Below are 26,004 nucleotides of genomic sequence, written 5' to 3'. Positions count from 1 at the left end.
TGCCTCGGCATTCTTGCTGCGAGGTGGGAGTCATCTCCCAGCTGATATAATAATTGTAGCGAATAATGCAACGATTATCAATGATAAATCATCGAATCCAGCATTCTGGCAAATCTTAACGGATCAGGAATCTACATCTTTCCTGGACTGTTTATTTTCTCGCGACGAGCTCGCGACAGAATCTGCGACAAAGGCACTTCACCCTTGCTTTTCCTGGTGATTTCCGTGTTATCCCCCTATAAAGCCCCTATTTTCAGGCACAAAAAAATCACCGTCCCCAGAGCTCTAAGCCTCTAAAAACAGTGATTTAATAGTGCGCGATCAGGGGTTCGAACCCTGGACACCCTGATTAAGAGTCAGGTGCTCTACCAACTGAGCTAATCGCGCATCTCTTATTTTTCTGTCGCATCTCTTAACGACAAGTGTTATTATATAATAGCCTTTCTGAAAATGCAAGCACTTTTTTCTTTTTTTACAAATTTTTTCATTAGAAAATTTTTCATTTGGAACATCAGTAATTTTCTTGATGCTCTTGCGTCCCACTACCGGATATGCTATATTTAAGTTACAAAGAGGGAAACCGCAAGCGGCTACCTTAGTTATAATATTAAGCTATTGTACAATAGCCGTCACTATTTGCGGTAGTGGCGGCTATCTTCGTTTGCCCTTGAAAATCTCATAGCAAAGACCTACAAGGGCAACAATGAATATACAAAACTGAATCATATCAGAATATGTGACCATCGCATCGCCCTCCTTTCTTTCGTTAGGAGGGTGTTTTATCCCTCCGTAAAAGAAGGGTAGCCGCCTGGCTTTGGTTTCCCTATCTGTATCATAACATAGCATTAACGAACAGACAACCAGATTGATTCTATTAGTATATTTTTATATTTCCAGATTTCGCATTATCAATAATTTTTTCTCTATTTCTAAGGTTTTTCCCCTATATCCTTGAAAATCCCTCTTTTCCCATTTTGGCCATTTTTTTTGTACTTCCCTTGATTTTTCAGAACTTCCATGCTATACTATCACCCGATGTAAAACCCGAAAAACCAAGGTCTTACAAGGGTTTCGCCGATTTCCGGCGTAGGTCATATATCAACATATATGCCTCCGCGGCATTCGTCAGATGTCCATGCAAGCATGCACGCCTGACTCATTGCTACGCGAAAATGAATCGTGTGTTCGTGACCTTCCACACGTAAAACAAAACTAAAGGAGATTTTAAAATGAAGAACAAAAACATCAGTTTCATGACACAGGCTGCTATGATTGCAGCTATCTATGTGGTGCTCACTTATGTATTCGCACCATTTTCATTCGGAGAGGTACAGGTTCGTATTTCAGAAGCCCTGACCATTCTTCCGGTATTCACACCAGCAGCAATTCCAGGATTATTTATCGGCTGCCTGATAGGTAATATCCTCGGAGGCGCAATACTCCCTGACATTATCTTTGGAAGTATCGCAACATTAATTGGAGCATTCTTTACATGGAAGCTTCGCGAGAAGAGTCCTTACCTTGCCCCGGTTCCACCGATTATTGCAAATATCCTGATCGTTCCGTTCGTTCTGCGTTACGGATACGGAGTTGCACTTCCAATTCCATTTATGATGTGCACAGTTGGTATCGGAGAGATTATTTCCTGTGCAGTACTCGGAATGGTTCTTTACTTTGCACTTAAAAAATACGCAAAGACATTATTTGCACAGTAAAATATCAATCATTGACAATTTTATCGAAACATATATTTCAAAGATAATTTTTTATCAGAGTCCGGAACTTATCTAAAGTAATGTTCCGAACTCCTCCAAGAAGAGAGCGTAACGGTTTAATCCTGCTCTCTTCTTTTTATTTTCTGCGCCAGAGCCGCTATCATTCCGGCAACACCTACAACTGCCAGCATTCCTCCTGCATTTGCTTTGTCTCCGGTCTTAACCGACATAGCTTTCTGAGAGATTTTGCTGTTATCGTACTTATCTACGGCATCTTTCTGCTCGAATACCTGTCGTATTTTTTCTGTCTCTTTTCTCGATTCTTCATCAGCTTTTGCCTGGGCAGCTGCTTCCTGCGCTTTCTGTTCCGCCAGATACTTATCATAGGTTGTCTGGGCAACTGCCAGTTCTGCAAGTGTTCTCACATTTTCCAGTTTTGCCTGTCCATATGCTTCTTCACTTTCCGCCGCTTTCTGCTTTGCCGCGTCATAAGCTTTCTGCAACAGGGCTTCTCTGCTTTGGGCATCTTTTACTTTCGAAATCTCATCATTTAAATACGTGAAATCCGGATCTGTAATCTGATTTAGAAATGCAGCATCATAAGACAATGCCTTTGCCCTTTCTTCCTTTGACTGGGCTTCTGCCTGAGTGTCTTTCGCATCTGCCAGAGCTGCTTCCAGTGTATTCACTATATTTTGGGCATTTTTATACTCCGTTTTTGCCGTCACCTCTTCCTGCTGTTTCTGATTATAATCTGCCTGTGCACGAAGAAGCTGCATAATCATTGCCTTTATTTCGTCATATGCTGCCTGCTTTTTATCCACTTCTATCTGCGCTGCTGCAGCATCTTCTGTCTGTGCTGCCAGCTCTCTCTGTAGCACAGACAATTCTGCCTCCTGTTCTTCCAGTGCCTGTTCTGCTTTGTTTTTCTGTTCCACGGCATCAGATATGGACACATTTTTCTCCTCTAATTCTTTTTCTGCAATATCCAGTGCATTCTCTTTTGCCTTGACATTTTCGTCTGCCGCATCTGATTCCACCTGTGCCTGATTTAAAAGTGTCTGTTTCTGATTCACTTCATTCTCTGCTGCAATTTTCTCTGCCCTCGCCTGTGCAAGTGCCGCTTCTGCCTGCGTCTGGTGTGTGGCTGCAGATTCCGCCGTGGCACTTGTATTTCCGCCAAGTGCTTTTACCTTTGCAAATGCATAATCGTAATTTTTTTGTTTTTCTTCCTGGGAAGCCTGTACAAGATTCAGCTCGTTCTGTGCCTGGTCTACTGCCTGTTGCTGCGTTTTCACCGCCTGACGCGCTTCTTGGGCTTCTTTCTCAGCCTTTTCCACCGCTGTGTGCGCTGCGGCATTTGCCTCTGCACTCTGGCTATATTTGAACTTTTTATCTGTCATTCTGATTATTGCACGAGAGCAAAATGAATCTGTAATCGAGAAGAGCCAGAACCGACAATTGCCGGTTCTGGCTCTTCGTAATGCCAAAACAAATATTTCACTTCTATTTTGCTGCCAGATATACACTGACATTTGCAAAGTCACTTTGTGCATGATTGCTGCGTGCACCGCTTCCGATATCTTCACAGCTGACTATTCCGTCACTATAACCAACAATCATCAGCGTTGTTTGCGCATCTAAGACGGCAATTAACGGTCGTCCCTGATTAACATTGTAAAGCAGTTCGTCTATCGTACAGCCACTTAAATCCATCACGCTTCCATAAACTTCTGTAATTGCATCAACCACAGATTTTCCACCTGCGAGTGCCTGTCTGAGCTGTTCTGTATCTGCATCTTCCGTGTCAATCGAATATTTCAGATCGCGGTTTCCACGCTCCCAGATGTAATTCTGATCAGCATCAACCACGACTCCGCCACAGTCATTGGCTTTCTGAATCGCTTTTCCTGCAGTATTATAAGTTCCCTGAAGCCTTCCATGACCATACACATAAAATGCGTCTGTTTCTTTTTTGCGGTCCAGACTGACCTGTGGAACATTTTCAAGTACCACCTGTTTCGGTTTTAATAGCTTCGGCTCCTTGTCAGAAATGCCATCATCATACGTCAGGCGAACCTGTGTCTCTTTCAGATCTGTTTTATATGTCTGCACATAAATATTGCTTTCTTTCGCCTCTTCGCTGCTTGTAATATAATCCTGTGCTGTTCCGGTGTAAGTATCGCCGTCTTTTACCGCACGGTCAAGGGTGATCATATTATCCTCAAATGTAGCACTTAACATATAGATTCCTGACTGTTCATAAGTTTTGATCACCTTATCTTTACTACTTGTAATCTCCACTTTATACATCGGAATGACCTGGGCTCCTGACAGTGTTGTTCCGACTTCTTCCGTTTTTGCAACACCGTAGACAAAATCACCATCCATGAAGCCAAGTGGTTTGATACACTCGCCATCTTTGCAAGTCACTTCATATTCTTGATCAGTCTCCAGATTCATAACTGTCACAGACTTGGACTTCGAAGGATCTTCTTTCTCATAAGCTACCAGATGTCCATCTTCGCTTGCAACATACTGATCTTCATTCAGTCCTGTCGCAAGCTCCTTTTTCGTACCTTTATTCATATCCATTTTGTAGAGTACGTCATCTGCAATCGTATACAGACAGCCATTTTCTACATTATAGTAGACCAGTCCGCCCACTTCTTCCTGGGCACGGTCATAAGCCTTGTCACTGGATACGAATAATTTTTCCTCAACAGAATTCTGTTCAATATTATAATAGTAGACTGCTGATCCAGTCTCACCTTCATGGCTGCCCCGGTTCATGTATCCGCATACAGCAAATGTTGTATTTCCCTTTTCGTCTACATTTAAAATCTTAATATCATGCTGCATCAGCATATTCCGGATATCCGTATTCTCCGCATCTGCAAAGCTGAACACAAGAGAAACTTCATCCCGATCACGATTATAATTCCATAGTTCTCCCGCCTGCACAAATGACACAACGGTTCCGTTTTTATTTACCATGTAGACCGGATTCTTATCTGTGATGCCAAGAAGTACACCTTTTTCATTCAACACCTTCTTCGTCGCATCAAATATCTGGTCCATCGTCCGGTCATAATCTAACAGATATGTCTTCTGGCTTCCGGAAATGTAACGCACACGGAAATATTCCCGTACCTGGTATTCGTCTTGCTCATTTTCCTCACCAGTACAGTTCACACGATATTCCAGCTCCACTGCCATATATGTGCTGTTCAACTCTTTAATCGTCCAACGCTCACTTCCATCAACCTTCGGGGCCAGATCTCCCCATGTTACATGCGTGTAATCCGAGTGGATCGTCACATGCTGTAATGTCGTGTTGTCTCCTTCATCACTGGGCTCAATCGCCGTTCCAATTCCAACACCTTCCGCTTTCGCCAGTGCATTTTCATGGAAACTTTGTACATAATCCAGGCTTGGCGCCGCATTTAACTTGGCTCCGTCCACGATTCTCGTATAATAATACATGTCGTGATTGTCCATATGCAGCGTGATCTGAAGCATACGCTCCTCAGACAAAATATTTTCACCATCGACATTTCCTACTTCCAGCGTTGCATTCTCTCCTGGATTCTTCACCTTTTGTTCCAACAGCTTTTCTTTGCCATCGATCGAATAAACCGTATAGTCCAGGCTGTCGATCACATTTTCATAAGCTTTAATGGTGACCTGAAGCTGGCCATTGCTGACCGGTGTGATGGAATCACGTACGCCTGTCAAATCCATCTCATTCTTATATCCGGGCAGGTCATTGAGCGAATAACCGTTATAAGAAAACGCAATCTGGGGACGTGTTGCTGCCCCCATATCTGTCGTCATGTTACTGTTCTTTTTATTTGTCACATAGCCAAATATGACCACCGCAGCAAGAAATACCAGAACCAGTACCCCTGCGTGGATCACGCGATTTTTCCATTTCATTTAAAGCTCCCCTTTTTCGTCTAGCAGTCTCCCCAGTGTCGGTGTCACGCGAAGAAATGTCTCGCATGCGCGGATGCTCTCTTCATTGTCTGCCCGACGACCTGTTTTCACCGCACGAAGCAGAATATTTTTCGGTGTATGTTCCATGTCAATAAATTCCAGAACCTGCACGTCGTATCCCTCCCTCTTTAGATACTCCGCACGTAATCCATCTGTCACAAGCGCCGCCATACGTTCTTTCAAAAGTCCATAATTCATGATCGGCGAAAGCACATCGTTCTTCATCTGCCGGTTCAGTTCATGCTGGCAGCAAGGCACCGATAAAATAACCTTCGCATTCCAGCCAATTGCTTTTGCCAGCGCAAAATCCGTTGCTGTATCACAGGCATGAAGTGTCACAACCATATCTACTTCCTCCGCGCCCGTATAGTCTGCAATATTTCCCTCCAGAAACGTCAGCTTATCATACTGATACTTCTTCGCCAGCTCGTTACATTTCCGGATTACATCCGTCTTCAGATCCAGACCGATAATCCGGATGTCATAAGATTTCAGCTCATGAAGATAATAATACATAGCAAATGTAAGATAAGACTTTCCACAGCCAAAATCCAGAATTGTAAGCTCTCTTCCAGAATCAAGCTGTGGTAAAATATCCTCGACAAATTCCAGGAACCGGTTGATCTGCCGGAACTTGTCGAACCTTGCATGCACAATCTTTCCTTCCTCCGTCATAACACCAAGATCCTGTAAAAACGGAACCGGTACACCTTCCTGCAGGATATATTGTTTCTTCCGGTTATGATTCAGATCCAGCGGGCGCATCTTTGCTTTCTTCTGCTTCTTCTTAATTGTAACCTTTCCCTTCTTGCTGATAAGCACAGAAACTTCCGCATCCGCCGTCACAAGCTGCATCTGCTTCATATTCTCCATAGCCTCCAGCATCTTTTCGCACGCCTCATCCGCACTTAAATTCTCATGAAATGCCTGATTCCCACGAAACGTCTCCATCTGATAGACCCTTGTATCTTTCATGAGCACCGGGCGTACCTTAACCTTTGCCGAGAGCTTCTCATCTCTCGGATTACTCAAAACCGCCGATATAAAATTGTCATTTAAATTTTGTTCTAATATATTTTTTAATTCATTCATAGTAGTAATATTGTACTAGCGGTACGGGAAAAAGTCAATTTTGGACAGGGTAAAAGTTGATTGGGGACAAGGCAAATTAAAGTTAGGGACGTAGTACTTTGGCGAAATGCTACGTCCCTAACTAAAAATTTATCAATTTATTTTATCAAATATAATCACGACTTTGAATAGATCACCGTCCAGATACAAATCAAATGTTCCACCCATCATTGTGGTCAATGTCTTCGCAATAGACAATCCAAGTCCGCTTCCTTCGGTACTTCGTGACAGGTCGCCGCGGATAAATCGTTCAGTCAGTTCTTCTGCCGAGGAAATGTTAAGTGGCTGCTCAGATATGTTTTTCAGACTGAAGATTACTTTTCCGTCCAGTGTCTGCAGATCTGCATAGATGCGTGTTCCTTCCATAGCATATTTTGCAGCATTATTATAAATATTTGCAAGCACGCGCCACATTCTTCTTCCGTCTACCCGAACAATCGCATCTTCTTCCGGGAAGTTCATGATTTGTGTCAGATTTCTGGCCTGGAATTTTTCTTCAAATTCTCCGCTCGTCTGCTGGATGAGTTCTATCATATTGATATTCATAAACTCGAGAGAAATATTACCTGAGCTGACTTTTGATGCCTCTACAACATCTTCTGTCAAAGTCTTCAGTCTCTGAGATTTTTCTTCCAGAACTTCAATATATCTTTGAATCTTCGGATCATCAAATTTTTCTTGTTTCAAGAGATTTACATAATTAATAATGGAGGTCAGCGGTGTCTTGATATCGTGAGATACATTTGTAATCAGATCTGTCTTTAACCGCTCACTTTTCATATTCTTCTCGACTGCCGCATCAAGTCCGCTTCCGATAGAATTGACTTGTTCTGCAATCTTGCGTTGTTCTCCATGTATATCTTCGAGATCAATCTTGTAATCCAGCTCACCTTCACTGATTTTCTCAATACCTTCTTTAATTTTCTGTCGTCCGACTGCCCAGTTGACAAGGATTACAAATCCTGCTGTCTGCACAATGAAAATCACGAATGACCAAAATGCACTTGGCCAGCCTGATGCCAGATATGCCACCCAATGTACTGCTGCATACGCAAGATATAAAACAATTATTTTTGCTATGTGTCTGGCATTTCGAATCAATAATTTCACAAACTCTACGACACTGTACAGAAAACTGTTCTTCCATGCAATTCCTGCTTTTATTCTTCTGGCCAGACTCAAAATACCAACGAGAAACATATTACATGTATAGACTGCAAGTCCTCCGAATCCAATCATTCCAAAAAATGTTTCGTAAGAAAGAATACCATTTCCTACTGCAAATGTTTTCTGGGAGATAATTCCTGCAGCTCCCATGAAAAGCACGGTCAATAGTGACGGTACGAACCATGCAAATATAACTGTTGCAGCTCCGATTTCTGTCTTACATCTGTCAAATTTATATAAATGCAGTTCTCCATCTCTTTCCGTTCGACCTGCGATTACAACAAGCCATACTACACTGGCAAAAAATATTAAAAACGCCAAAATCATTCCTGCACTGACTCCTCGGACAAACGGACTATACTTTTCATAAAAATGTGCATTTTTATAATAACTATCTTTCACAGGATACTTCGTATCCACACCTGTCATAAACACAAACTCTCCTTTATCTGCATTACTCAGATAAACGGTCTGTGACTGCCATAGTTCTGCATCTGCTTCCTGAATATTCGTCTCAAACTCTGACAGTTTTGATTTTACTATGACATATTTCCCCATCTTACGAACACTTTTAGCAACATCATTAATATTATTTTCCTGCCCCAGCTCCTCCCGATTTGTGACGACTTTTCCACTCTTTAAATCTAAATAATAATAGAAAAAATTACTATCTCCTTCTTTATACTGCTCTGTCAGGCTCTCATAATTTGCATAGCGCTCTCCAATCTGATAAATACAGCTTTCCAGCATATTATAAGCTTCATTGAGCCTGCCATTCCAGTTGGAATTCTCGTTAACTATCTGCAAGAGATTTTCTGCTTCCAGTGGAGCTGCCTCCTCACGGAATAACACTCCATCATATTTCCAGCAATCTACATAGAGCATAGTTCCCTCTGCATCTTCGATTCCCCGAAAATTCTTTTCCTCTTCCGTCATTTCATTTCTATCTGATATATCCACATTTTCCAGCTCATCTAAGATCTGCTCCGATGTCTCCGCACCTATTCCATCTGTCATTACAAATTTTAATTCACCATTTAACACCTTTTCATTAAAATCATCCTGACTATAGTAATGATAACTTCCATCTGATAATTTACAAACGATCGGAGCCTTCAGATCTTCTGCGTCGTTGCCTTCTAATTCTGCTGAATCCGTGTTTGTATCTCCGACATAACTGGTACTCTCACTGTAGATCAATTTCTGATACCAATTCAACAAATCTCCCAATCGATATGAAAGACCGCTTTCATTCTGACCACTGATCGTCTCACTATTGTTATATACCTGAATATCGACCAGCTTATCCTCGTCAATCTTTCCATCTGTCTCAAACATCTGCTCACTGTCAATGCCGGACATCACTTGATACGCACTATTCATAAGCTCTGTATCAAAGTCATAGGAATCTTCATAGCTCTGCGTAAGTTTTCCTGTTATAAGGTCATCGAAAAGTTCTGCGTAAGACATGATGCTCATAACGCCGAGCATCATCGAAATAACCATAACATTTGCAATTATGATCAACAAAATTCTGGTCTTTTTTTTCTTATGCCATATCTTTTCCATAACGTCTCCCTTCTGTTAGCTTTTTCTTGCTGGTCTTACCCCGACCTGCTTTTACTGCTTCTCGATCTTATACCCTACGCCCCACACGACTTTCAGATATCTTGGTTCTTTCGGGTTGATCTCAATCTTCTCACGGATATGACGAATATGCACTGCCACTGTATTATCAACACCCACCGCATTTTCATTCCAGATATTTTCATATATCTGGTCAATGGAAAATACTTTGCCCTGATGCTTTACAAGCAGCAGCAAAATGTTGTACTCGATCGGGGTAAGCTTCACCTGCTCGCCATCTACTGTCACTTCTTTCAGATCATCGTTGATCGCCAGTCCACCGACTGTATAGATTGCCTCGCTCTCCTTTATCGTCGTGCTTCCAAGCTGCATATATCTTCGCAAATGTGATTTCACACGGGCAACCAGCTCCAGCGGATTAAATGGTTTCGTTATATAATCATCAGCTCCGATATTAAGTCCCAATATCTTGTCTGCATCCTCGGATTTCGCAGACAGAATAATGATCGGAATATTGTGCTTCTCGCGAATTTTTAAAGTTGCCCTGATTCCATCCATTCTCGGCATCATGATATCCATAATCAGAAGATCTACACTTTCTTTTTTCAAGATCTCCACTGCCTCGATTCCATCGTAAGCTTCCAGAACCTGATGTCCATCCTGGGTCAGATATATCTCGATCGCCTCTACAATCTCTTTATCATCATCACATACTAATATTTTTGCCATCTCATTTCACCTCTCATATCTACTATACAAGATTAGCAAATAAAATTTAAGACATAGGAATGGATTTCTTAAGAAATGATGAATATTTTCAAGAATAACGTCGAAAAATGTCTAAAATAATGTAAACGAAATCTAAGACCCTTTATTTTCAACAAATTTTGATAAAATACTAAAAGATAAAACTTACTTAGACTTCATAATTTCTAGTTTATAAAGGGGGAGTTTTCTATGTACACTCACGACATTGACTATGTAATCCGTACCCTTGGAGTAGGTGCTACATATAGGGGATATCGCTATCTAAGTTATGGGATTGAATTATGTCTGACAGACGAGGAATATCTGCTTGCCATCAGTAAACAGCTTTATCCGGAGATTGCCAGAAAGTATAAGACGACAGTCGGAAGTGTTGAACGTGATATCCGCACTGTTATAAGAGTCTGTTGGGAAAATGGTTACGATCAGCTTCAGTCCTACTCGTTCCGGCCATTACATGTCCGTCCAACGGCCGGTGAATTTTTCGACATCCTTGTCGCCTATCTAAGCCGTAACAAACCAGTTCTTCAGGCTGTATGATCCTAAGTAAAAGAAACGGAATTTTATTATCAAAAACAAAGTAAAACCCCGCAAGCTTTGGGCCGCTGCAGGGTTTTATTTTTTTTACCGGAGACTAACGATCTTCCATCTTCACATACTCACGGTATGGAGACAACGGCTTATAAGCCGGTCGGATAATCTTATCTACATTCTTGAGCTCTTCCAGTCTGTGGGCGCTCCAGCCTACAATACGGGCCGCCGCAAAAATCGGAGTGTAAAGAGATGCCGGAAGATCCAGCATACTATACACAAGACCACTGTAAAAGTCCACATTTGCATTTACACCTTTGTAAATTTTACGCTTTTCGCCGATGACCTGTGGAGCCATGCGCTCTACCATAGCATACAGTGCGTACTCTTCTTCCCGTCCTTTTTCTTTCGCAAGCTGCTCTACGAATTGCTTGAAAATCTCCGCACGCGGATCGGATACAGAATAAATCGCATGACCCATGCCATAAATCAGACCTTTCTGGTCAAATGCTTTCTTATCCAAAAGGTCTTCCAGATACTGATGTACTTCATCTTCGTCCGTCCAGTCGGAAATTTTTTTCTTCATGTCTGCGAACATCTGCGTTACTTTGATATTGGCACCGCCATGCTTCGGTCCCTTAAGAGATGCCATCGCTGCGGACATTGTAGAGTACGTATCTGTTCCTGAGGACGTAACTACGTGAGTGGTAAATGTTGAGTTATTACCACCGCCGTGATCCATGTGGAGCACCAGTGCCATGTCCAAGATCCTTGCCTCAAGCTTCGTATATTTCTTATCCTCGCGGAGCATCATCAGAATGTTCTCAGCTGTGGACAGATTCGGCTGTGGTGCATAAATATACAGGTCTTCTCCCATGCGGAAGTTATATGCATGATAACTATAGACCATCAGCATCGGGAACTGGCTGATCAGGTTCAGACACTGTCTCAGTACGTTCGAGATGGTCGTATCGTCTGCTTTATCATCGTAGGAATAGAGATTCAGGATTTCTCTGGACAGACTGTTCATCATGTCGCCGCTCGGAGCCTTCATGATAACGTCACGCACAAAATTCGGCGGAAGCGTTCTTCTCTCCACCAGAGTTTCATGGAACATCTCAAGTTCAGAACTATTCGGAAGTTCACCAAATAAAAGCAGATAAGCAATCTCTTCGAATCCAAAATGATCTTCTTTCAAGAAACCGCCAACCAGATCTTTGATATTGTAACCCCTGTAATAAAGATTGCCGGCACATGGAACCTCTTCGCCATTCACAATCTTCTTGGCACATACATCAGAAATATTGGTCAATCCTGCAAGCACACCTTTTCCGTTCAGGTCACGGAGCCCTCTTTTTACTTCGTACTTAGTATACAGCTCTTTATCAATGGCATTATTCTTCTCACACAATCCTGCAAAATGCTGAATCTCCGGAGTAATCTCAAATAATGCACGGTCTACGCTTTTATTCACTGTCTTTCCTACCATAAATCATCTCCCTTTCTTTTCCCACAAGTCGTTGCTAAGCGCAGCAAATTCTTCCAGCGATAATGATTCACCGCGAACACTTTCTCCTTTGCCAAGCTTTGCGATTGCTTCTGTAATCACATCTTTCGGCAAATCAATCTTGTCAGAATTAGACAATCCATTTGCCAGTGTCTTTCTTCTCTGGTTGAAGGATGCTCGGATAATATCAAACATCCACTTCTCATTGTCCACTTTCACCGGAGGAGCCGCATGTCTTGTAAGACGAATGACTGCGGAACCAACCTTCGGTCGTGGCATAAAGCAGTTCGGAGGTACATTTGCCACTATATACGGATCTGCATAGTACTGGACGGCCAGTGACAATGCTCCGTAATCCTTGTTTCCCGGTCCGGTCTGCATACGGTCTGCAACTTCCTTCTGCACCATGACCGTAATACTTTCAACCGGAACATTTCCTTCGAACAGCCCCATAATGATCGGAGTCGTAATGTAATATGGAAGATTCGCAACCACCTTCACCGGACGTCCGCCGTTCTCCTTCTCCACAAGACCACGGATATCTACTTTCAGTACATCATCATTGATCACCATGACATTGTCATACTCGCTGAGGGTATCTTCCAAAATCGGGATCAGATTCTTATCAATCTCCACGGCAGCTACCTTTCCTGCCGCCTCAGCCAGATATTGGGTCATGGTACCGATTCCCGGTCCAATCTCCAGAACCATGTCATCTTTTGTAATTCCGGCCGCACTGATGATCTTCTCAAGCACATGCGTGTCAATCAGGAAATTCTGTCCGAATTTCTTCTGAAAATTAAAATGATACTTTTGCAATATTTCAATTGTATTTTGTGGATTTCCAAGTGTTGGTTTACTCATACTTCTTTCTATTACTCCTTCATTCCATCAAACCATAAGCCAGATGAACAAACAGCAATTTATGTTCATTTGGCTCAAGTGCCGGTACTGGAAGGATTGTCCTCCTCGTACCGGCACTGTTGCCATTAAAGATATTATACACTATGTCGATAAAAAATGTTATTAAGATTGTATGAAATTTCCGACATATCACTTCACATATTTTTAATTTATGATACTGCCCGCAGCTGATATACCTGCTTCGCATTTATCTCAGTCTGTGTAAGAACCTCCTCCACAGAAATTCCTTTCAGCCGGGCGATCTCCTCTGCCACATACTGGATATATGCAGATTCATTTCGCTTGCCGCGGTTCGGCTCCGGTGCCAGGTACGGGCAATCCGTTTCCAGTACAATCGATGTCAGTGGTATTGCTTCCACGACACTTTTTAGTTTCTTTCCATTTTTAAAAGTGACGACACCACCGACTCCGATATAATATCCCAGTTTCACATACTCAGCCGCCATCTCTTTTGAACCGGAAAAACAGTGAATAATTCCGGTCAGATCCGATGCGTGCTCCTTTATAATACGAAATGTATCTTCCGACGCATCACGACTGTGGATATTTACCGGAAGCCCGACCTTTCTCGCCAGATCAAGCTGTCTGATGAACCACTTCTGTTGAACCTCTCTCGGCTCCACATCCCAGTGGTAATCAAGACCGATCTCACCGACAGCAACCACTTTCGGATCGTGACACATTTCCTCCAGACGCGCCAGCGCATCATCGTTCAACTCGCCGACCTCGTCCGGATGGACACCGACAGCCGCATAAACTGCCGGATACTGATGTGCCAGCGCAAGTGCATTTTCACTTGTCTGCATAGAAGCACCCACCGTCACAATTGCTTTCAGCCCACGCTCCTTTAAGTTCGTCAGCAACATTTCCCGGTCCACATCGAACTGTTCGTCATCGTAATGTCCATGTGTATCGATAATCATATTACAGAATCTCTTTTCTGAGCTGCTCTGGTGTCTTCATAGATAACAATGCAGGCGCAATATCAAATACACTTCTTGCTCCGTTCTCGCCCTTCTGATTCAGGCGGTAAGCTGCTCTTGCATAAGCAATCAGAACGCTCGCTGTGAACTCTGGATTAGAATCCAGCTTCAGAGAATACTCAATCACATGCTTGTTGCCCTCTTCTCCAGTTTCACCTGTGCGGATCACGAATCCACCATGAGGCATCTTGCTGTGGTCTCTCTTCAGCTCTTCCTCAGAAATAAAATGAACGGTCGTGTTGTATTCATCAAAATAATTCGGCATAGTCTTGATCGCATTTTCAATCTCAGCTTTGTTGGCACCCTCTTGCGCTACGACATAGCACTCACGCGTATGTTTGTCTCTTGTAGTCAGCTTTGGCTCACTTCCACTTCTCACCTGATCAACAGCCTCGTCAACAGGAACTGTATACTGGATCGCATTCTTCACACCCGGAATACGGCGGATAGCATCAGAATGTCCCTGGCTTACACCCTTGCCCCAGAATGTATATGTGCTTCCCTGGACAAGAATAGACTCCGCATAGAGACGGTTCAAAGAGAACATTCCCGGATCCCAGCCAACAGAAATAATACTGATATTATTTCCCTCTTTTGCAGCTTTGTCCACATTTGCAAAATACTCTGGGATCTTGGCATGTGTATCAAAACTGTCAATTGTGTTAAAATTCGCTGCAATCTCTGGACCCATGACCGGAAGATCCGTTGCAGAACCACCGCACAGAACCATTACATCCACGTCACCCTTCATAGATAACATATCATCCATGTGCACTACTTTCGCACCCTCAGTCGCAACTTTGACAGACGCAGGATCTCTTCTTGTAAAAACTGCCGCCAACTCCATGTCCTCATTTCTCTTAATTGCCTGCTCAACGCCACGGCCAATATTACCATAACCTACAATACCAATTCTAATCTTACTCATATTTCCTCCTTTGGGGACGGGGTTTTTTCAAAAAAACCCCGTCCCCAATTAAATTGTGTAATTATTTAAACTGCCTTTTTCCGCTTCTTACAGCGATTGTTAACCTGTCCCTTTTTGAATTGTGCTTCACCGTACACAAAATTTTTAAGCTCTGTATATTAGCAAATCTCTGCTCCTGCCGGCATTGCTTTTTCCGGTGTCATCAGGGCCAGATTTCCTTCTGCATCTTCTGCGCACAGAAGCATTCCTTCTGAAAGTACTCCTGCAAGTTTTGCCGGCTTCAGGTTCACAAGTACCATAACTTTCTTGCCGACCATTTCTTCTGGTGTATAGTGTTTGCGGATTCCGGATACAATCTGTTTTACCTGACTTCCGATTTTTACCTGTGAGCACAGTAATTTCTTAGATTTCGGGACTGCCTCGCATGAGATGATCTCACCTACCTGGAACTGCATTTTTCCAAAGTCGTCAAATGTAATTTCTGGTTTTGCATCAATATCGATTACTGTCTCTTCTTCACCATCTGCCTGATTCTCTTTCTCTTCTGCTGTCATCTGTGGGTGAAGTTCTTCTACTTTCTTCATTACTTCTTCTACGTCTAATCTTGCGAAAAGAATTTCCGGCTTTTCTGTCACTTTTCCGTCACCAAGTTGTGCAAGAATCTTCTCAGATGTTTCTGGCATGAAGGACTCCAGAAGTCTTGCGCCTGTTTTGATGCTCTCGATCAGATTATAGAGCACTGTCTCCAGACGGTCTTTCTTAGCCTCTTCTTTTGCAAGTGCCCACGGCATTGTCTCGTCGATGTATTTGTTGCAGCGTTTGAAGAGTACGAAAATCTCTGTGATCGCATCTGCCACACGCAGCTCGTCCATCTTAGCTTCCACTCTTTTTGGCGTATCCTCTGTGATTGCTTTCAGATCCGCATCAACTGCTTTGTCTTCTTCTGTCTCAGCAACACCTTTATTCGTCACCGTTCCGCCAAAGTATTTATTTGTCATAGAAATGGTTCTGTTGACCAGATTTCCAAGTGTATTTGCCAGATCGGAATTCATACGCTCTACCATAAGCTCCCAGGAAATAACTCCGTCATTCTCAAATGGCATCTCATGAAGTACGAAGTAACGTACTGCGTCAACTCCGAAGAAATCTACCAATTCATCAGCATACAATACATTTCCCTTGGATTTACTCATCTTACCATCGCCCTGCAGAAGCCATGGATGTCCAAATACTTGTTTTGGAAGTGGAAGATCCAGTGCCATCAGGAAGATTGGCCAGTAAATAGTGTGGAAACGGATAATATCCTTTCCGATCAAATGTAAATCTGCAGGCCAGTTTTTCTTGAACTGCTCTGTGCTGTTTCCATCACAATCGTATCCGATTCCTGTGATGTAGTTTGTCAAGGCATCCAGCCATACATACACAACGTGCTTTGGATCAAAGTCAACCGGAATTCCCCATGTGAAGGATGTTCTGGACACGCACAGATCCTGAAGACCTGGAAGAAGGAAATTGTTCATCATCTCATTTTTACGAGATACAGGCTGAATAAATTCCGGATGCGTGTTGATATAATCGATCAGACGGTCAGCGTATTTGCTCATTCTGAAGAAATATGCTTCTTCCTTCGCTGGTTTACATTCGCGTCCACAATCCGGACATTTTCCGTCTACTAACTGAGACTCTGTCCAAAAGGACTCACAAGGAGTACAGTACATTCCCTCGTATGAACTCTTATAAATGTCTCCCTGATCGTACAGTCTTTTGAAAATTTTCTTGACCTGTGCTTCATGATCCTCATCAGTCGTACGGATAAATTTATCATAGGAAGTATTCATTAAATCCCAGATCTTCTTAATCTCTCTCGCTGCATTGTCAACGAACTGTTTTGGTGTAATACCTGCCTCGTCCGCTTTCAGTTCAATTTTCTGACCATGTTCGTCAGTTCCTGTCTGGAAAAATACATCGTATCCCTGACTTCTTTTGTATCTTGCAATTGCATCTGCAAGAACGACCTCATAAGTATTACCAATATGCGGTTTGCCTGATGCATAAGCAATCGCTGTAGTAATATAATACTTTCCTTTGTTGCATTTCTCACACATATTCTTCTCTCCTTCTATAATCTTAATTTTTCATTATTTAATGATAATTTTTTTCACATCCTGCCGGTGGCTTTTTGTATAGGTAGGAAATGCAATTTCCTACCTATACAAAAAAACCGCCTTCTCATACTGAGAAGGCGGGATATTCCGCGTTACCACTTCTTTTCGCTCTATCCTCACGGATCAGAACCTCATCGAGTGCCATCTACACTCTTTCGCTGTAATGGGCGAATCCCATTAAGTGCTAAATTCCTGACCTGTCTGCCACTCTTCACACTCACTGCTCCAAAGCCATCTTCCGCTTGTTCCAATCCGCCCTTCTCAGCTTAACTGGGGCTTCTCTGTAGAATCTTTCCAACCGTACTCTCTTTTTCCACGCATTTTCTGTTTCATTTTCAATATTCAGCAATTTCCATAAGTCATTCTGGCTATCTTATGAATACTTACATCTCTTTTAATAGATATAAAAGAATTTCAACGTAAAAATCGTAGCACAGTAAGGACTGGCATGTCAAGCCTTTTATATAGCTTTCCTATGGCCAGCTATTAATACCCTGCCATTAATACCCTGCCATTAATACCCCGGCTATTAAATACTTTGTTTTGTCTAATTTATTCGCCTGGGAACATAGTTGCTTCCAGTGTCTCCATCTCCGATTCTTCGATTCCGTATGCCCCATCCTTGTCCGCTGTTACATGAACTTCCAATGTCGTCTCATCACCGTAAGAGTTTGCTTCAATCGCACGGTTCAGGCTCTCAACTAAAATATCCATAAGCACATCTGTCTGTGTCGGATCTTTTCCCTGATTTGCATACTCTGTTGCAATATCATTTACATAATTGGAAGAATTACTGAATACATCTGATGGCTTGATCACTACAGTTACTACATAGCTGTCATCATCCTGTTTCTTGGCATCTTTTACTGTGAAATCTGCCAGATCATAGGCCTTATCAGCTACCTCTATGTATTTATCCATCATCTCATCACTAACGTCCATTCCTGTAAATGCGCTCTCGATCTGAGTTCTCATACCTTCTGTCACTTCTTTTTTCGCATCACTCTCAGAAATTCCACGGTATTCGGCATATTTATCATACTGCGCATGATAATTTGCATCTAATACCGATTTTGTGTATCCTGCTGCATCAAAATCTTTGCCACATGCAGTCAGCCCCATACACATCAGTACCGCCATCCCCAAAGCCAATACTCTTTTCATTCTCTTCATACCTTTTTCCTCCTTGTTTTGAGTTTTTTTCAAATCTATTCTATGCTCAGTCTAACATACCCCTATAAAACCCGCAACTACTTAAACCTCTTTTTTATCCTCTCAGGAACATCATGCCCTCTTCCGTAAGTTCCAGATAATCCGGCATTCCTTTCTCTCCGATTTTTTCCAGCTTTTCTCTCTGAAGAAACCAGCAGATCGTCTGTTTATTCTGATTTTCTTCCCCCTCCGGGTAAAGGTAATAATTTCTTTCAAAAGGAAGTGCTGCCTCACTTTCAACATTTATCTTCAGACAGTTCTCCTTTCGCTTTCCCCACACCGGCACAAAATCATGAGCCCGATACCCAAACCAGGTTGCCTGTTCATCAATCTCCTGATTCGTATGTAATGTAATTCCCCAGTCAAGGATCTCTGCCGTATGTGCATCTACACGTTTTATTCTGGAAAAGTTCTTACAGCCGGTCAGTTTTGCAGCCTCTTTATATACAGGCTTCGCAAATATTTCTTTCGTTTCTCCATAAATGACCGGTTTCCCCTGATCCATGATCAACAGTTCCTCGCTGAAACGATAAATTTCGTCTCTGCTGTGCGATACCATAATAACAGTTCCTTCATAATCCTTCAGCATCTCGATCAGTTCCTGCTGAAGCCGGTCTTTTAAAAATACGTCCAATGCGGAAAATGGCTCATCCAACAGAATGACATCCGGCTCATACGCCATGATCCTCGCCAGTGCAACTCTTTGCTGCTGCCCACCGGAAAGCTGTCCCGGCAACCGGTCAGCAAGTCCTGTCAGCTCAAATTTTTCAATCATTTCCTGTACTTTTTTTTGCTTTTCTTCCTTGCTGCCTTTCAGACCTGCCGCAATATTTTTTGCAACTGTCATAGTTGGAAACAACGCATAATTCTGAAAGAGGTAGCCGACATTTCTTTTCTGTGGTTTTAAATCCACTTTATTGGCCGAATCAAACAGCACCTTATCATCAATCTGTATCATTCCAAAATCCGGTGTCTCAATCCCCGCGATACTCTTAAGCGTCATGCTTTTTCCACAACCAGATGCTCCCAGAATCCCGATTCGTTTCGATTCTGTCTGAAAATGTATATCAAGACTGAATTCTCCCAGTTTTCTCTTAATATCTACTTTAATTCCCATTTTTTATCCTTCCCGCATCTTTCCACAATTTCCCGTACACCCCATGCATTCTCCATCCACAATTTCTTTTTGTCGTATGCCTGGCAACTCAAACAACATACAGAAGATGCAGTATGTTGTTTAACCGGATCTACCAGCGTTTGATATTCTTCATCTTTGTGCCGGATATAAAATTCATGGAAAAGATTACAAGAAATGCGATGAGCATAACGATCGCTACCCATACTCCCGCTGTTGCATAATCTCCATCCTGAATGACCATAGCAATTTTCTGAGAAATCGTTCCCGTCTTTCCGGGAATATTTCCAGCCAGCATAGATGTTGCTCCGTACTCTCCAAGGGCTCTTGCAAATGTAAGAATGGTTCCGGATGCAATTCCAGGTCCTGCACTTGGAATCACAACTTTCCAGAAAATCCGGATGTCAGACATACCAAGTGTGCGCCCTGCATAAATCAAATTGACATCTAACTGTTCAAAAGCAGCTCTTGCATTACGATACATTAACGGAAATGCGATAACGGTTGCTGCAATAATACAACCAAGCCATGACTGCACGACCTTAATATCAAATGTCTCATACAAAAAAATTCCAAATGGTCTTCTTTTACTAAAGATCAAAAGCAGGAAGAAACCTGCGACAGTCGGTGGCAGTACCATCGGCAGTGTCAGTATTCCATCAATGACCGCCTTCTTGCCCGGTGTTGTCTTTACCACTTTTCTCGCCGCATAAATTCCTAAAAAGAATGATATAAAAGTCGCCACGATTCCTGTTTTTAATGATATAAAAAGCGGGCTCCAGTCCAGATTTTTAATAATCGATTCCATTGCATCCATCTATATTCCTCCTCCGACTTCAAGAATGTCCCTGACCTGTTTTTAGTCAGGAAAGGGACTTTTTTGCTTTTTTAATTCCCAGTCAACTTTTTGCTGGCTTAGGAAAGATATTTCTTACTCTACATCTGTATCGAAGTAGTATTTCTGAAAAATTGTTTTTGCTTTATCAGATGTTACAAAATCGATGAAATCTTTTGCTTCTGAGACTTCTGCATCACTTGCTTCGTCATTTTTAACCTGAGCGATCGGGTAGATTACATTTCCTGTAAGATCATAGCTTACTGTCTGAAGGATATTAAGCTCATCCTCATATCCATATGTATCAGAATAGTATGTTGTACCAACTTCACAAGATCCCTCTACAACTGCTGCCAATACTTTACTTACGTTATCCTGCTCGCTGATCTCAACTCCGCCAAGTTTCTCGGAGATTGTCTCTGTAGGAATTGTGGATACATCATCAACTTTGTCAAGAATTCCAAGGTTTACAAGTGCCTGTCTTGTATATTTTCCAACTGGTACGCTTCCACCTGCAAGAGCGATACTGGAAGCATCTTTTAAAGTCTCAAGTCCGGTAACCTTTGTTCCACTGTCTTTGCGTGTTACAACTACGACCTGGTTGTTTACAACATTCTTACGTGTTCCGTCAACTACAAGTCCGTCTGTCTTCTCCAGCTGATCCATCTGTTTCTGAGCTGCTGAAAAGAATACATCACACGCATATCCTTCCTCGATCTGTGTAAGCAGTGTTCCTGAACTATCTGCATTAAATGTAATCTTCACATTTGGACGATCTTTCTGATACTCTGTTGCGACTTCATCCATAACTTTGCTCAAGCTGGCGGCAATAAATACCTGAAGCTCTACATCTTCTGCAGCATCAGCCTTCGCCTCTGTTTTTGTCTCCTCTTTTTTGTCATCTTTGCTGTCGGATTTACTTCCGCATGCTACAAGTCCTAATACCATAGACATTGCAAGTAATGTTGCTAATACTCTTTTTTTCATCTCGTTTCTCCCTCTTTTGGATTAGCATAATGACTGTTTTTGAAAATGCGATTCGTTTTGCAAAAACAATCGGTGTTATAAATAATATAGCGGTCGTTTATGCGTGTTTACACATTTTCATGTCTGCTCTCACATGCAACCGCTATTATTATCCTCTCTGATATCATGAATTATCAGCTATTTCCACATTCACCATCTGTGCCACGCAAAATTCCAAGTCCATGTCCCAGATGTGGCAATACATACTCCAGACTCTCTTTTACAGCCTTCGGGCTTCCCGGAAGATTAACGATCAACGTCTTTTTTCGAATTCCGGATACAGCCCGGCTTAGCATTGCTCTTCCGGTAATAGAAAGTGAATACTGACGGATTGCATCTGCAATTCCCATCGCCATGCGGTCACAGACTGCCTGTGTTGCCTCTGGTGTCACATCTCTTTCTGCAAATCCGGTCCCACCTGTCGTAAAGATCACATTGACCTGTCTCTGGTCTGCCAGTCTCATAAGCTGATGCTTCAAAGGCTGCTCTCCGTCCGGAAGCAGTAATGTCTCTATCACGTCATATCCTTCCTTCATAAGCATCTCCTGAATCAATGGACCACTCTTATCCTCCCGCTCTCCTGCAGCACCTTTATCACTCAAAGTAATAACCGCCGCCGTAAACGGACGATCTTTTTCTAATGGAAGCATTGTGATCTCATCACCAGCTTTAATCTCGCCACCTTTCAGAACCCTTGTGAACACACCTTCTCTTGGCATGATACAATCACCCATAACCTTGTAGATCGCACAGTGGCTATGGCATTCTTTTCCAATCTGCGTCAATTCCAAAATTGCTTCTCCAATCTGAAATTTCGTTCCTACCGGGACTTTACTCAGATCAAAACCTTCCACAACAAGATTCTCTCCGAATGCTCCAAAGTCTACATCCGCACCTTTCTCTCGAAATGCTTCAATCTTTTCAAATGAAAGCATACTCACCTGACGGTGCCATTTACCCACATGGGCATCTCCTTCAATTCCCCATTCTTCCACCAGTCTTGCAGACTCGATTGGTTTTTTCTGGGTTCCTTTTTTCTCACTAATACAAATTGCTAATATCTTTCCCACAGCTTTATCCCCCAATTTGACTCATTTTCTTATCTTCTGTAATTTCACTTAAATTTTCAAAACGGTGGCTTTTTGGCTTTAACTGAATTGCCTCCGTGATTGCCTGATACAAATATTCCAATGTTTCTTGATCTGCCATTGTTGTTCTGCATCTCTGCGGCTTTTCATGCCTGTCAAAAATATCCTTCAGCTCCACGCCTTTTCCATAGCACAGACAAGGTTTTAAACACCCTTGCGCCGTCATGCGTATCCGGTTGCAATACTGACAGAATTTTCCATGAAGTGCACTGATAAATCCTACACTTCCCTGCCCTCCCGGAAGCTTCACATAAACTGCCGGTCCATTTCCATGAATCTGCCGATCTTCCTGAATATCAGGATATTGTTTCTTTAACTCTTCCAAAATGTCTTCATTGTAAATCGTCTCAAACTTTTTTCCAAGCCCAATCGGCATCATCTCAATAAAACGTACATCCAGCTTTTTCTCCAGCGTCAATCTTGCAAGTGCCAGAAATTCATCCTCATTCATACCTTTTTGAAGTACACTGTTGATTTTCACCGGGATTCCGGCATCTACTGCCTGATCCACACTTTCCAGCACCCTGAAAAGTTCGTCCCGTCCGGTAATTACCTGATAACGTTCCCGGTCCAGTGTATCCAGACTAATATTCACCGCATCCAGCCCATTTTTCAATAGTTCTGGCAAATATTTTGACAGCAGGACACCATTCGTAGTCATTGTTACCTGCTCTACTCCCGGAATCTTCTTAATCTTTCCAATCAATTCCGGACTCCCCAGTCTTACCAGCGGTTCTCCTCCTGTAATTTTGAATTTACGGATTCCGGCCTTTGCAGCCGCCTGACAGACCATCTCAATTTCTTCGTAAGAAAGAATGTTCTTCATCGGAACTAATTCTACTCCTTCCGGCATACAATACCGACACCGGAGATTACACCGATCCGTAATGGAAATTCTCATATAATCTATTATTCTTCCATACTGATCCTTCATAAATCTTTAAACTTCCTCCAACAATACCTTTACTTTACCACCACACACCATGCCTTCTTCCTCGGCATCTTCACCAGTCATATCCACATGCACGATTTGTGGCGCTTTTGCGCATCCTCGCAATATTAATAACGCTTTGCTTACAATCGTGGCTTCAATACAGCCGCCCCCAATAGTGTCTACACATCGTCCGTCTTCCATTATCAACATCTTCGTTCCAATACTTCTTGGCGCACTTCCTTTTCGTTCAACTATCGTCGCCAATATCTTTTTCTGATCCTCACATTTCACGATTGCATCCCGGATTTCATTCGAATAACCGGCTCCTCGTTTATCCTGATTCTTGACCTGTATAATTTCTGCCATAATGGATATTGCGATTTCTTCCGGTGTCTCCGCCTTTATATCCAGGCCGATCGGAGAATGTAACTGACTGAGCACCTGTGGATCGGCTCCATTTTCAAGGACACTATGTTTTACCTGTGCCACTCTTCTGCGGCTTCCCATCATTCCAATGTACGCATGTGGTTTTCTTACAATACTTTCCAGACAGATCCGATCATACACATGTCCGCGGGTAACGATTACAAAAAACGTATCTGAATCACCGGGAATCTGTTCCAGTCCCGCTTCAAATGTATCACAAATAACTTTGTCTGCTCCTGCTCTTCTGGCGTTATCTGCAAATTTCGGTCTGTCTTCCAGTACTGTTACATAACATCCAATCTGTCTGCCAAGCTGAATAATCGGCATGGAAACATGTCCCCCACCACAGATCACTATTTTCTTCTGTCCACCTATAACTTCACCAAATATTTTTTCGCCATCAACAAGCGCTATACCATTTACTTCTAACTGCTCTATCTGCTGGTCATGCTGTTCTAAAAATCCCCCTGCAACAGATGCCCATACCAGCTTTCCATTCGATACAAGCGCTTTTTCCCCAAATGCCTCTCCTGTCAGTCCTGTCAAAACGATATTTTTACTCTCCGGCTGCAGTTGTTTTAATTTTTGTAAGAATTCCCACATCTGCACTCACCTACTTTCCAAATCCGCAATTCGGGAAAGTACAGACCGGACAATTCAAGCATAAGCCGCCTTCTCCCAGTGTATCAATATCTGCTTTTTTCAGAATCTCTCCAGCCACGATCCGTGGCAGAACCAAATCAAAAATAGTCCGTTTCGCATACATAACGCATCCCGGAAGACCAATGACTGGTCTTTTTTTCTCTCCATAGTAGGACAGCAAGAACATGGCTCCCGGAAGTACAGGTGCTCCGTAAGTCACGATTTCAGCACCTGTATTCTTAATCGCAAGCGGAGTACGGTCATCTGGATCCACACTCATTCCGCCTGTACAAAGTACCATATCCACCCCTTCATCCAAAAATTTCTGAATAGCCGCTGTAATATGTTCATGGTTATCATCACTTACTACATGCCCGACGACCTCTGCTCCATATTCTTTCAATTTTTCGATAATAACCGGTGTGAATGTATCTTTGATCCTTCTGTAAAACACTTCGTTTCCAGTATTTACAATTGCAGCTTTCATCTTTTTAAATGGAATCAGCTCAAAAATCGGTTCTTCACCAGCTAATTTTTTTGCACGCTCCATTTTTTCTTTTTCAATAACAAGAGGAATAATCCTTGTCCCGGCAATCTTATCGCCCTTTTTTACCGGAAAATTTCCATGACGACAGGCAATCATCATTTCACCAAGCGCATTTACTGCATTCAATCGCTCTGTATCAACCTTTAAAAGACCGTCACACTCCGCGATCAATTCAATTTTCCCTTCTTTGATTTCCGATGGGGTCATGTGCTCATTTGCACACATATCATACAAGATCTTAGCCGCATCATTTTCATGAAGCATATTCTCATTATTCTCCCAAATGTAAATGTGATCTTTTCCCACACTTAAAAGTACCGGTATGTCTTCCTCTGTAATAATATGGCCTTTTCGAAATACGGCATCCTTCGTAACGCCTTTGATAATTTGTGTGATGTCATGGCACAATACCTGCCCCACTGCATCTTCCGTTCGCATTAATTTCATTTTATCCATTCCCTCCGAATATTTTTTCAAAACTATTCGCAGTTTAAAAAAATATTTTTATAACATTTCTCAGTTATTTTAATATCAATTTTTTTGATATTAAAATAGGGATTTTTCACCTTTTATCTAAGGTAAACAAAATCCCCTATAATTTCGCTCAAATTTATATAATATATTATAACAAAACAGGTTTTTTTGTCAACCAATTCGTCATATTCTTCAATCATTCAAAATTCACAAATTCTTTTAT

At 42.3% G+C, this 26,004-nt stretch carries 21 protein-coding genes, 1 tRNA gene and 1 other annotated feature; of the genes, 2 read left to right on the top strand and 20 right to left on the bottom strand.

The features are described 5' to 3' along the window. Window positions 1-314: 314 nt before the first annotated feature. Window positions 315-387 (bottom strand) — tRNA-Lys (locus LI164_RS02435). A gap of 264 nt (window positions 388-651) precedes the next feature. Continuing rightward, on the bottom strand, window positions 652-744 hold the full coding sequence (locus LI164_RS16255) for a putative holin-like toxin (RefSeq protein WP_227275266.1): 93 nt from the start codon (window positions 742-744) through the stop codon (window positions 652-654). Window positions 745-1,229: 485 nt separating this feature from the next. Between LI164_RS16255 and LI164_RS02425 the strand changes: the two genes are divergently transcribed. After that, entirely contained in the window at window positions 1,230-1,715 is a 486-nt protein-coding gene (locus LI164_RS02425) for a QueT transporter family protein (RefSeq protein ID WP_005331853.1), read from the top strand. 116 nt (window positions 1,716-1,831) lie between these two features. Here LI164_RS02425 and LI164_RS02420 read toward each other — a convergent pair whose 3' ends face one another. The 5 genes from LI164_RS02420 to LI164_RS02400 form a co-directional block, all read right to left on the bottom strand. Further along, window positions 1,832-3,118 (bottom strand): hypothetical protein, encoded by a 1,287-nt coding sequence (locus LI164_RS02420; protein WP_173793728.1) that lies wholly within the window; start codon window positions 3,116-3,118, stop codon window positions 1,832-1,834. A 103-nt stretch (window positions 3,119-3,221) separates the two neighbouring features. Further along, the gene (locus LI164_RS02415; RefSeq protein ID WP_005331849.1) at window positions 3,222-5,654 is read right to left on the bottom strand and encodes a hypothetical protein; all 2,433 of its coding nucleotides are present in this window, start codon (window positions 5,652-5,654) and stop codon (window positions 3,222-3,224) included. Next, window positions 5,655-6,806 (bottom strand): SAM-dependent methyltransferase, encoded by a 1,152-nt coding sequence (locus tag LI164_RS02410; protein WP_173793727.1) that lies wholly within the window; start codon window positions 6,804-6,806, stop codon window positions 5,655-5,657. Between the two features lie 132 nt (window positions 6,807-6,938). After that, window positions 6,939-9,581, bottom strand: coding sequence for a HAMP domain-containing sensor histidine kinase (locus tag LI164_RS02405; RefSeq protein ID WP_227086694.1), 2,643 nt, complete (start codon window positions 9,579-9,581; stop codon window positions 6,939-6,941). Window positions 9,582-9,632: 51 nt separating this feature from the next. Further along, complete coding sequence (locus LI164_RS02400) at window positions 9,633-10,328, bottom strand: response regulator transcription factor (protein ID WP_215683693.1); 696 nt, start codon at window positions 10,326-10,328, stop codon at window positions 9,633-9,635. Between the two features lie 228 nt (window positions 10,329-10,556). Between LI164_RS02400 and LI164_RS02395 the strand changes: the two genes are divergently transcribed. Continuing rightward, window positions 10,557-10,904 (top strand): sporulation initiation factor Spo0A C-terminal domain-containing protein, encoded by a 348-nt coding sequence (locus tag LI164_RS02395; RefSeq protein ID WP_147567315.1) that lies wholly within the window; start codon window positions 10,557-10,559, stop codon window positions 10,902-10,904. Window positions 10,905-10,998: 94 nt separating this feature from the next. Here LI164_RS02395 and LI164_RS02390 read toward each other — a convergent pair whose 3' ends face one another. The 13 genes from LI164_RS02390 to LI164_RS02330 form a co-directional block, all read right to left on the bottom strand. After that, window positions 10,999-12,369: a citrate/2-methylcitrate synthase gene (locus LI164_RS02390; protein WP_227086717.1), complete on the bottom strand. Its 1,371-nt coding sequence runs from the start codon at window positions 12,367-12,369 to the stop codon at window positions 10,999-11,001. An 18-nt stretch (window positions 12,370-12,387) separates the two neighbouring features. Next, window positions 12,388-13,266: a 16S rRNA (adenine(1518)-N(6)/adenine(1519)-N(6))-dimethyltransferase RsmA gene (rsmA, locus tag LI164_RS02385; RefSeq protein WP_005331837.1), complete on the bottom strand. Its 879-nt coding sequence runs from the start codon at window positions 13,264-13,266 to the stop codon at window positions 12,388-12,390. A 209-nt stretch (window positions 13,267-13,475) separates the two neighbouring features. Then, window positions 13,476-14,249, bottom strand: a complete 774-nt coding sequence (locus LI164_RS02380) for a TatD family hydrolase (protein WP_117657441.1) — start codon at window positions 14,247-14,249, stop codon at window positions 13,476-13,478. Window position 14,250: 1 nt separating this feature from the next. Continuing rightward, window positions 14,251-15,237, bottom strand: coding sequence for a diaminopimelate dehydrogenase (locus tag LI164_RS02375; RefSeq protein ID WP_117494407.1), 987 nt, complete (start codon window positions 15,235-15,237; stop codon window positions 14,251-14,253). Between the two features lie 158 nt (window positions 15,238-15,395). Then, window positions 15,396-17,342: a methionine--tRNA ligase gene (metG, locus tag LI164_RS02370; protein WP_005331833.1), complete on the bottom strand. Its 1,947-nt coding sequence runs from the start codon at window positions 17,340-17,342 to the stop codon at window positions 15,396-15,398. Between the two features lie 130 nt (window positions 17,343-17,472). Continuing rightward, window positions 17,473-17,727 (bottom strand) — a binding site (T-box leader). A 227-nt stretch (window positions 17,728-17,954) separates the two neighbouring features. Further along, complete coding sequence (locus LI164_RS02365; protein ID WP_117682843.1) at window positions 17,955-18,575, bottom strand: hypothetical protein; 621 nt, start codon at window positions 18,573-18,575, stop codon at window positions 17,955-17,957. Between the two features lie 94 nt (window positions 18,576-18,669). Beyond that, the gene (locus LI164_RS02360) at window positions 18,670-19,731 is read right to left on the bottom strand and encodes a sulfate/molybdate ABC transporter ATP-binding protein (RefSeq protein WP_118447749.1); all 1,062 of its coding nucleotides are present in this window, start codon (window positions 19,729-19,731) and stop codon (window positions 18,670-18,672) included. Between the two features lie 130 nt (window positions 19,732-19,861). Then, complete coding sequence (modB, locus tag LI164_RS02355; RefSeq protein WP_022279449.1) at window positions 19,862-20,566, bottom strand: molybdate ABC transporter permease subunit; 705 nt, start codon at window positions 20,564-20,566, stop codon at window positions 19,862-19,864. Between the two features lie 114 nt (window positions 20,567-20,680). Beyond that, window positions 20,681-21,571: a molybdate ABC transporter substrate-binding protein gene (gene modA, locus LI164_RS02350; protein ID WP_227086693.1), complete on the bottom strand. Its 891-nt coding sequence runs from the start codon at window positions 21,569-21,571 to the stop codon at window positions 20,681-20,683. A 173-nt stretch (window positions 21,572-21,744) separates the two neighbouring features. Further along, on the bottom strand, window positions 21,745-22,680 hold the full coding sequence (locus LI164_RS02345) for an MOSC domain-containing protein (protein ID WP_005338178.1): 936 nt from the start codon (window positions 22,678-22,680) through the stop codon (window positions 21,745-21,747). 4 nt (window positions 22,681-22,684) lie between these two features. Further along, a complete protein-coding gene (moaA, locus tag LI164_RS02340; protein WP_227086692.1) occupies window positions 22,685-23,692 on the bottom strand; it encodes a GTP 3',8-cyclase MoaA in 1,008 nt (335 codons plus the stop codon). 6 nt (window positions 23,693-23,698) lie between these two features. After that, window positions 23,699-24,721 (bottom strand): XdhC/CoxI family protein, encoded by a 1,023-nt coding sequence (locus tag LI164_RS02335; protein ID WP_227086691.1) that lies wholly within the window; start codon window positions 24,719-24,721, stop codon window positions 23,699-23,701. A gap of 10 nt (window positions 24,722-24,731) precedes the next feature. After that, a complete protein-coding gene (locus LI164_RS02330; RefSeq protein ID WP_227086690.1) occupies window positions 24,732-25,754 on the bottom strand; it encodes a molybdopterin-binding protein in 1,023 nt (340 codons plus the stop codon). Window positions 25,755-26,004: the final 250 nt, after the last annotated feature.

It is taken from the genome of Dorea sp. 210702-DFI.3.125 (genome assembly GCF_020560945.1).
Lineage (GTDB): Bacteria > Bacillota > Clostridia > Lachnospirales > Lachnospiraceae > Dorea > Dorea formicigenerans.
This window is presented reverse-complemented; position numbering and strand designations above follow the sequence as displayed.

Coding starts and splice junctions, on each gene's coding strand:
- LI164_RS16255 (WP_227275266.1), bottom strand. CDS start 744: ATGGTCACATATTCTGATATGATTCAGTTTTGTATATTCATTGTTGCC.
- LI164_RS02425 (WP_005331853.1), top strand. CDS start 1,230: ATGAAGAACAAAAACATCAGTTTCATGACACAGGCTGCTATGATTGCA.
- LI164_RS02420 (WP_173793728.1), bottom strand. CDS start 3,118: ATGACAGATAAAAAGTTCAAATATAGCCAGAGTGCAGAGGCAAATGCC.
- LI164_RS02415 (WP_005331849.1), bottom strand. CDS start 5,654: ATGAAATGGAAAAATCGCGTGATCCACGCAGGGGTACTGGTTCTGGTA.
- LI164_RS02410 (WP_173793727.1), bottom strand. CDS start 6,806: ATGAATGAATTAAAAAATATATTAGAACAAAATTTAAATGACAATTTT.
- LI164_RS02405 (WP_227086694.1), bottom strand. CDS start 9,581: ATGGAAAAGATATGGCATAAGAAAAAAAAGACCAGAATTTTGTTGATC.
- LI164_RS02400 (WP_215683693.1), bottom strand. CDS start 10,328: ATGGCAAAAATATTAGTATGTGATGATGATAAAGAGATTGTAGAGGCG.
- LI164_RS02395 (WP_147567315.1), top strand. CDS start 10,557: ATGTACACTCACGACATTGACTATGTAATCCGTACCCTTGGAGTAGGT.
- rsmA (WP_005331837.1), bottom strand. CDS start 13,266: ATGAGTAAACCAACACTTGGAAATCCACAAAATACAATTGAAATATTG.
- LI164_RS02380 (WP_117657441.1), bottom strand. CDS start 14,249: ATGATTATCGATACACATGGACATTACGATGACGAACAGTTCGATGTG.
- LI164_RS02375 (WP_117494407.1), bottom strand. CDS start 15,237: ATGAGTAAGATTAGAATTGGTATTGTAGGTTATGGTAATATTGGCCGT.
- metG (WP_005331833.1), bottom strand. CDS start 17,342: ATGTGTGAGAAATGCAACAAAGGAAAGTATTATATTACTACAGCGATT.
- LI164_RS02365 (WP_117682843.1), bottom strand. CDS start 18,575: ATGAAGAGAATGAAAAGAGTATTGGCTTTGGGGATGGCGGTACTGATG.
- LI164_RS02360 (WP_118447749.1), bottom strand. CDS start 19,731: ATGGGAATTAAAGTAGATATTAAGAGAAAACTGGGAGAATTCAGTCTT.
- modB (WP_022279449.1), bottom strand. CDS start 20,566: ATGGATGCAATGGAATCGATTATTAAAAATCTGGACTGGAGCCCGCTT.
- modA (WP_227086693.1), bottom strand. CDS start 21,571: ATGAAAAAAAGAGTATTAGCAACATTACTTGCAATGTCTATGGTATTA.
- moaA (WP_227086692.1), bottom strand. CDS start 23,692: ATGAAGGATCAGTATGGAAGAATAATAGATTATATGAGAATTTCCATT.
- LI164_RS02335 (WP_227086691.1), bottom strand. CDS start 24,721: ATGTGGGAATTCTTACAAAAATTAAAACAACTGCAGCCGGAGAGTAAA.
- LI164_RS02330 (WP_227086690.1), bottom strand. CDS start 25,754: ATGAAATTAATGCGAACGGAAGATGCAGTGGGGCAGGTATTGTGCCAT.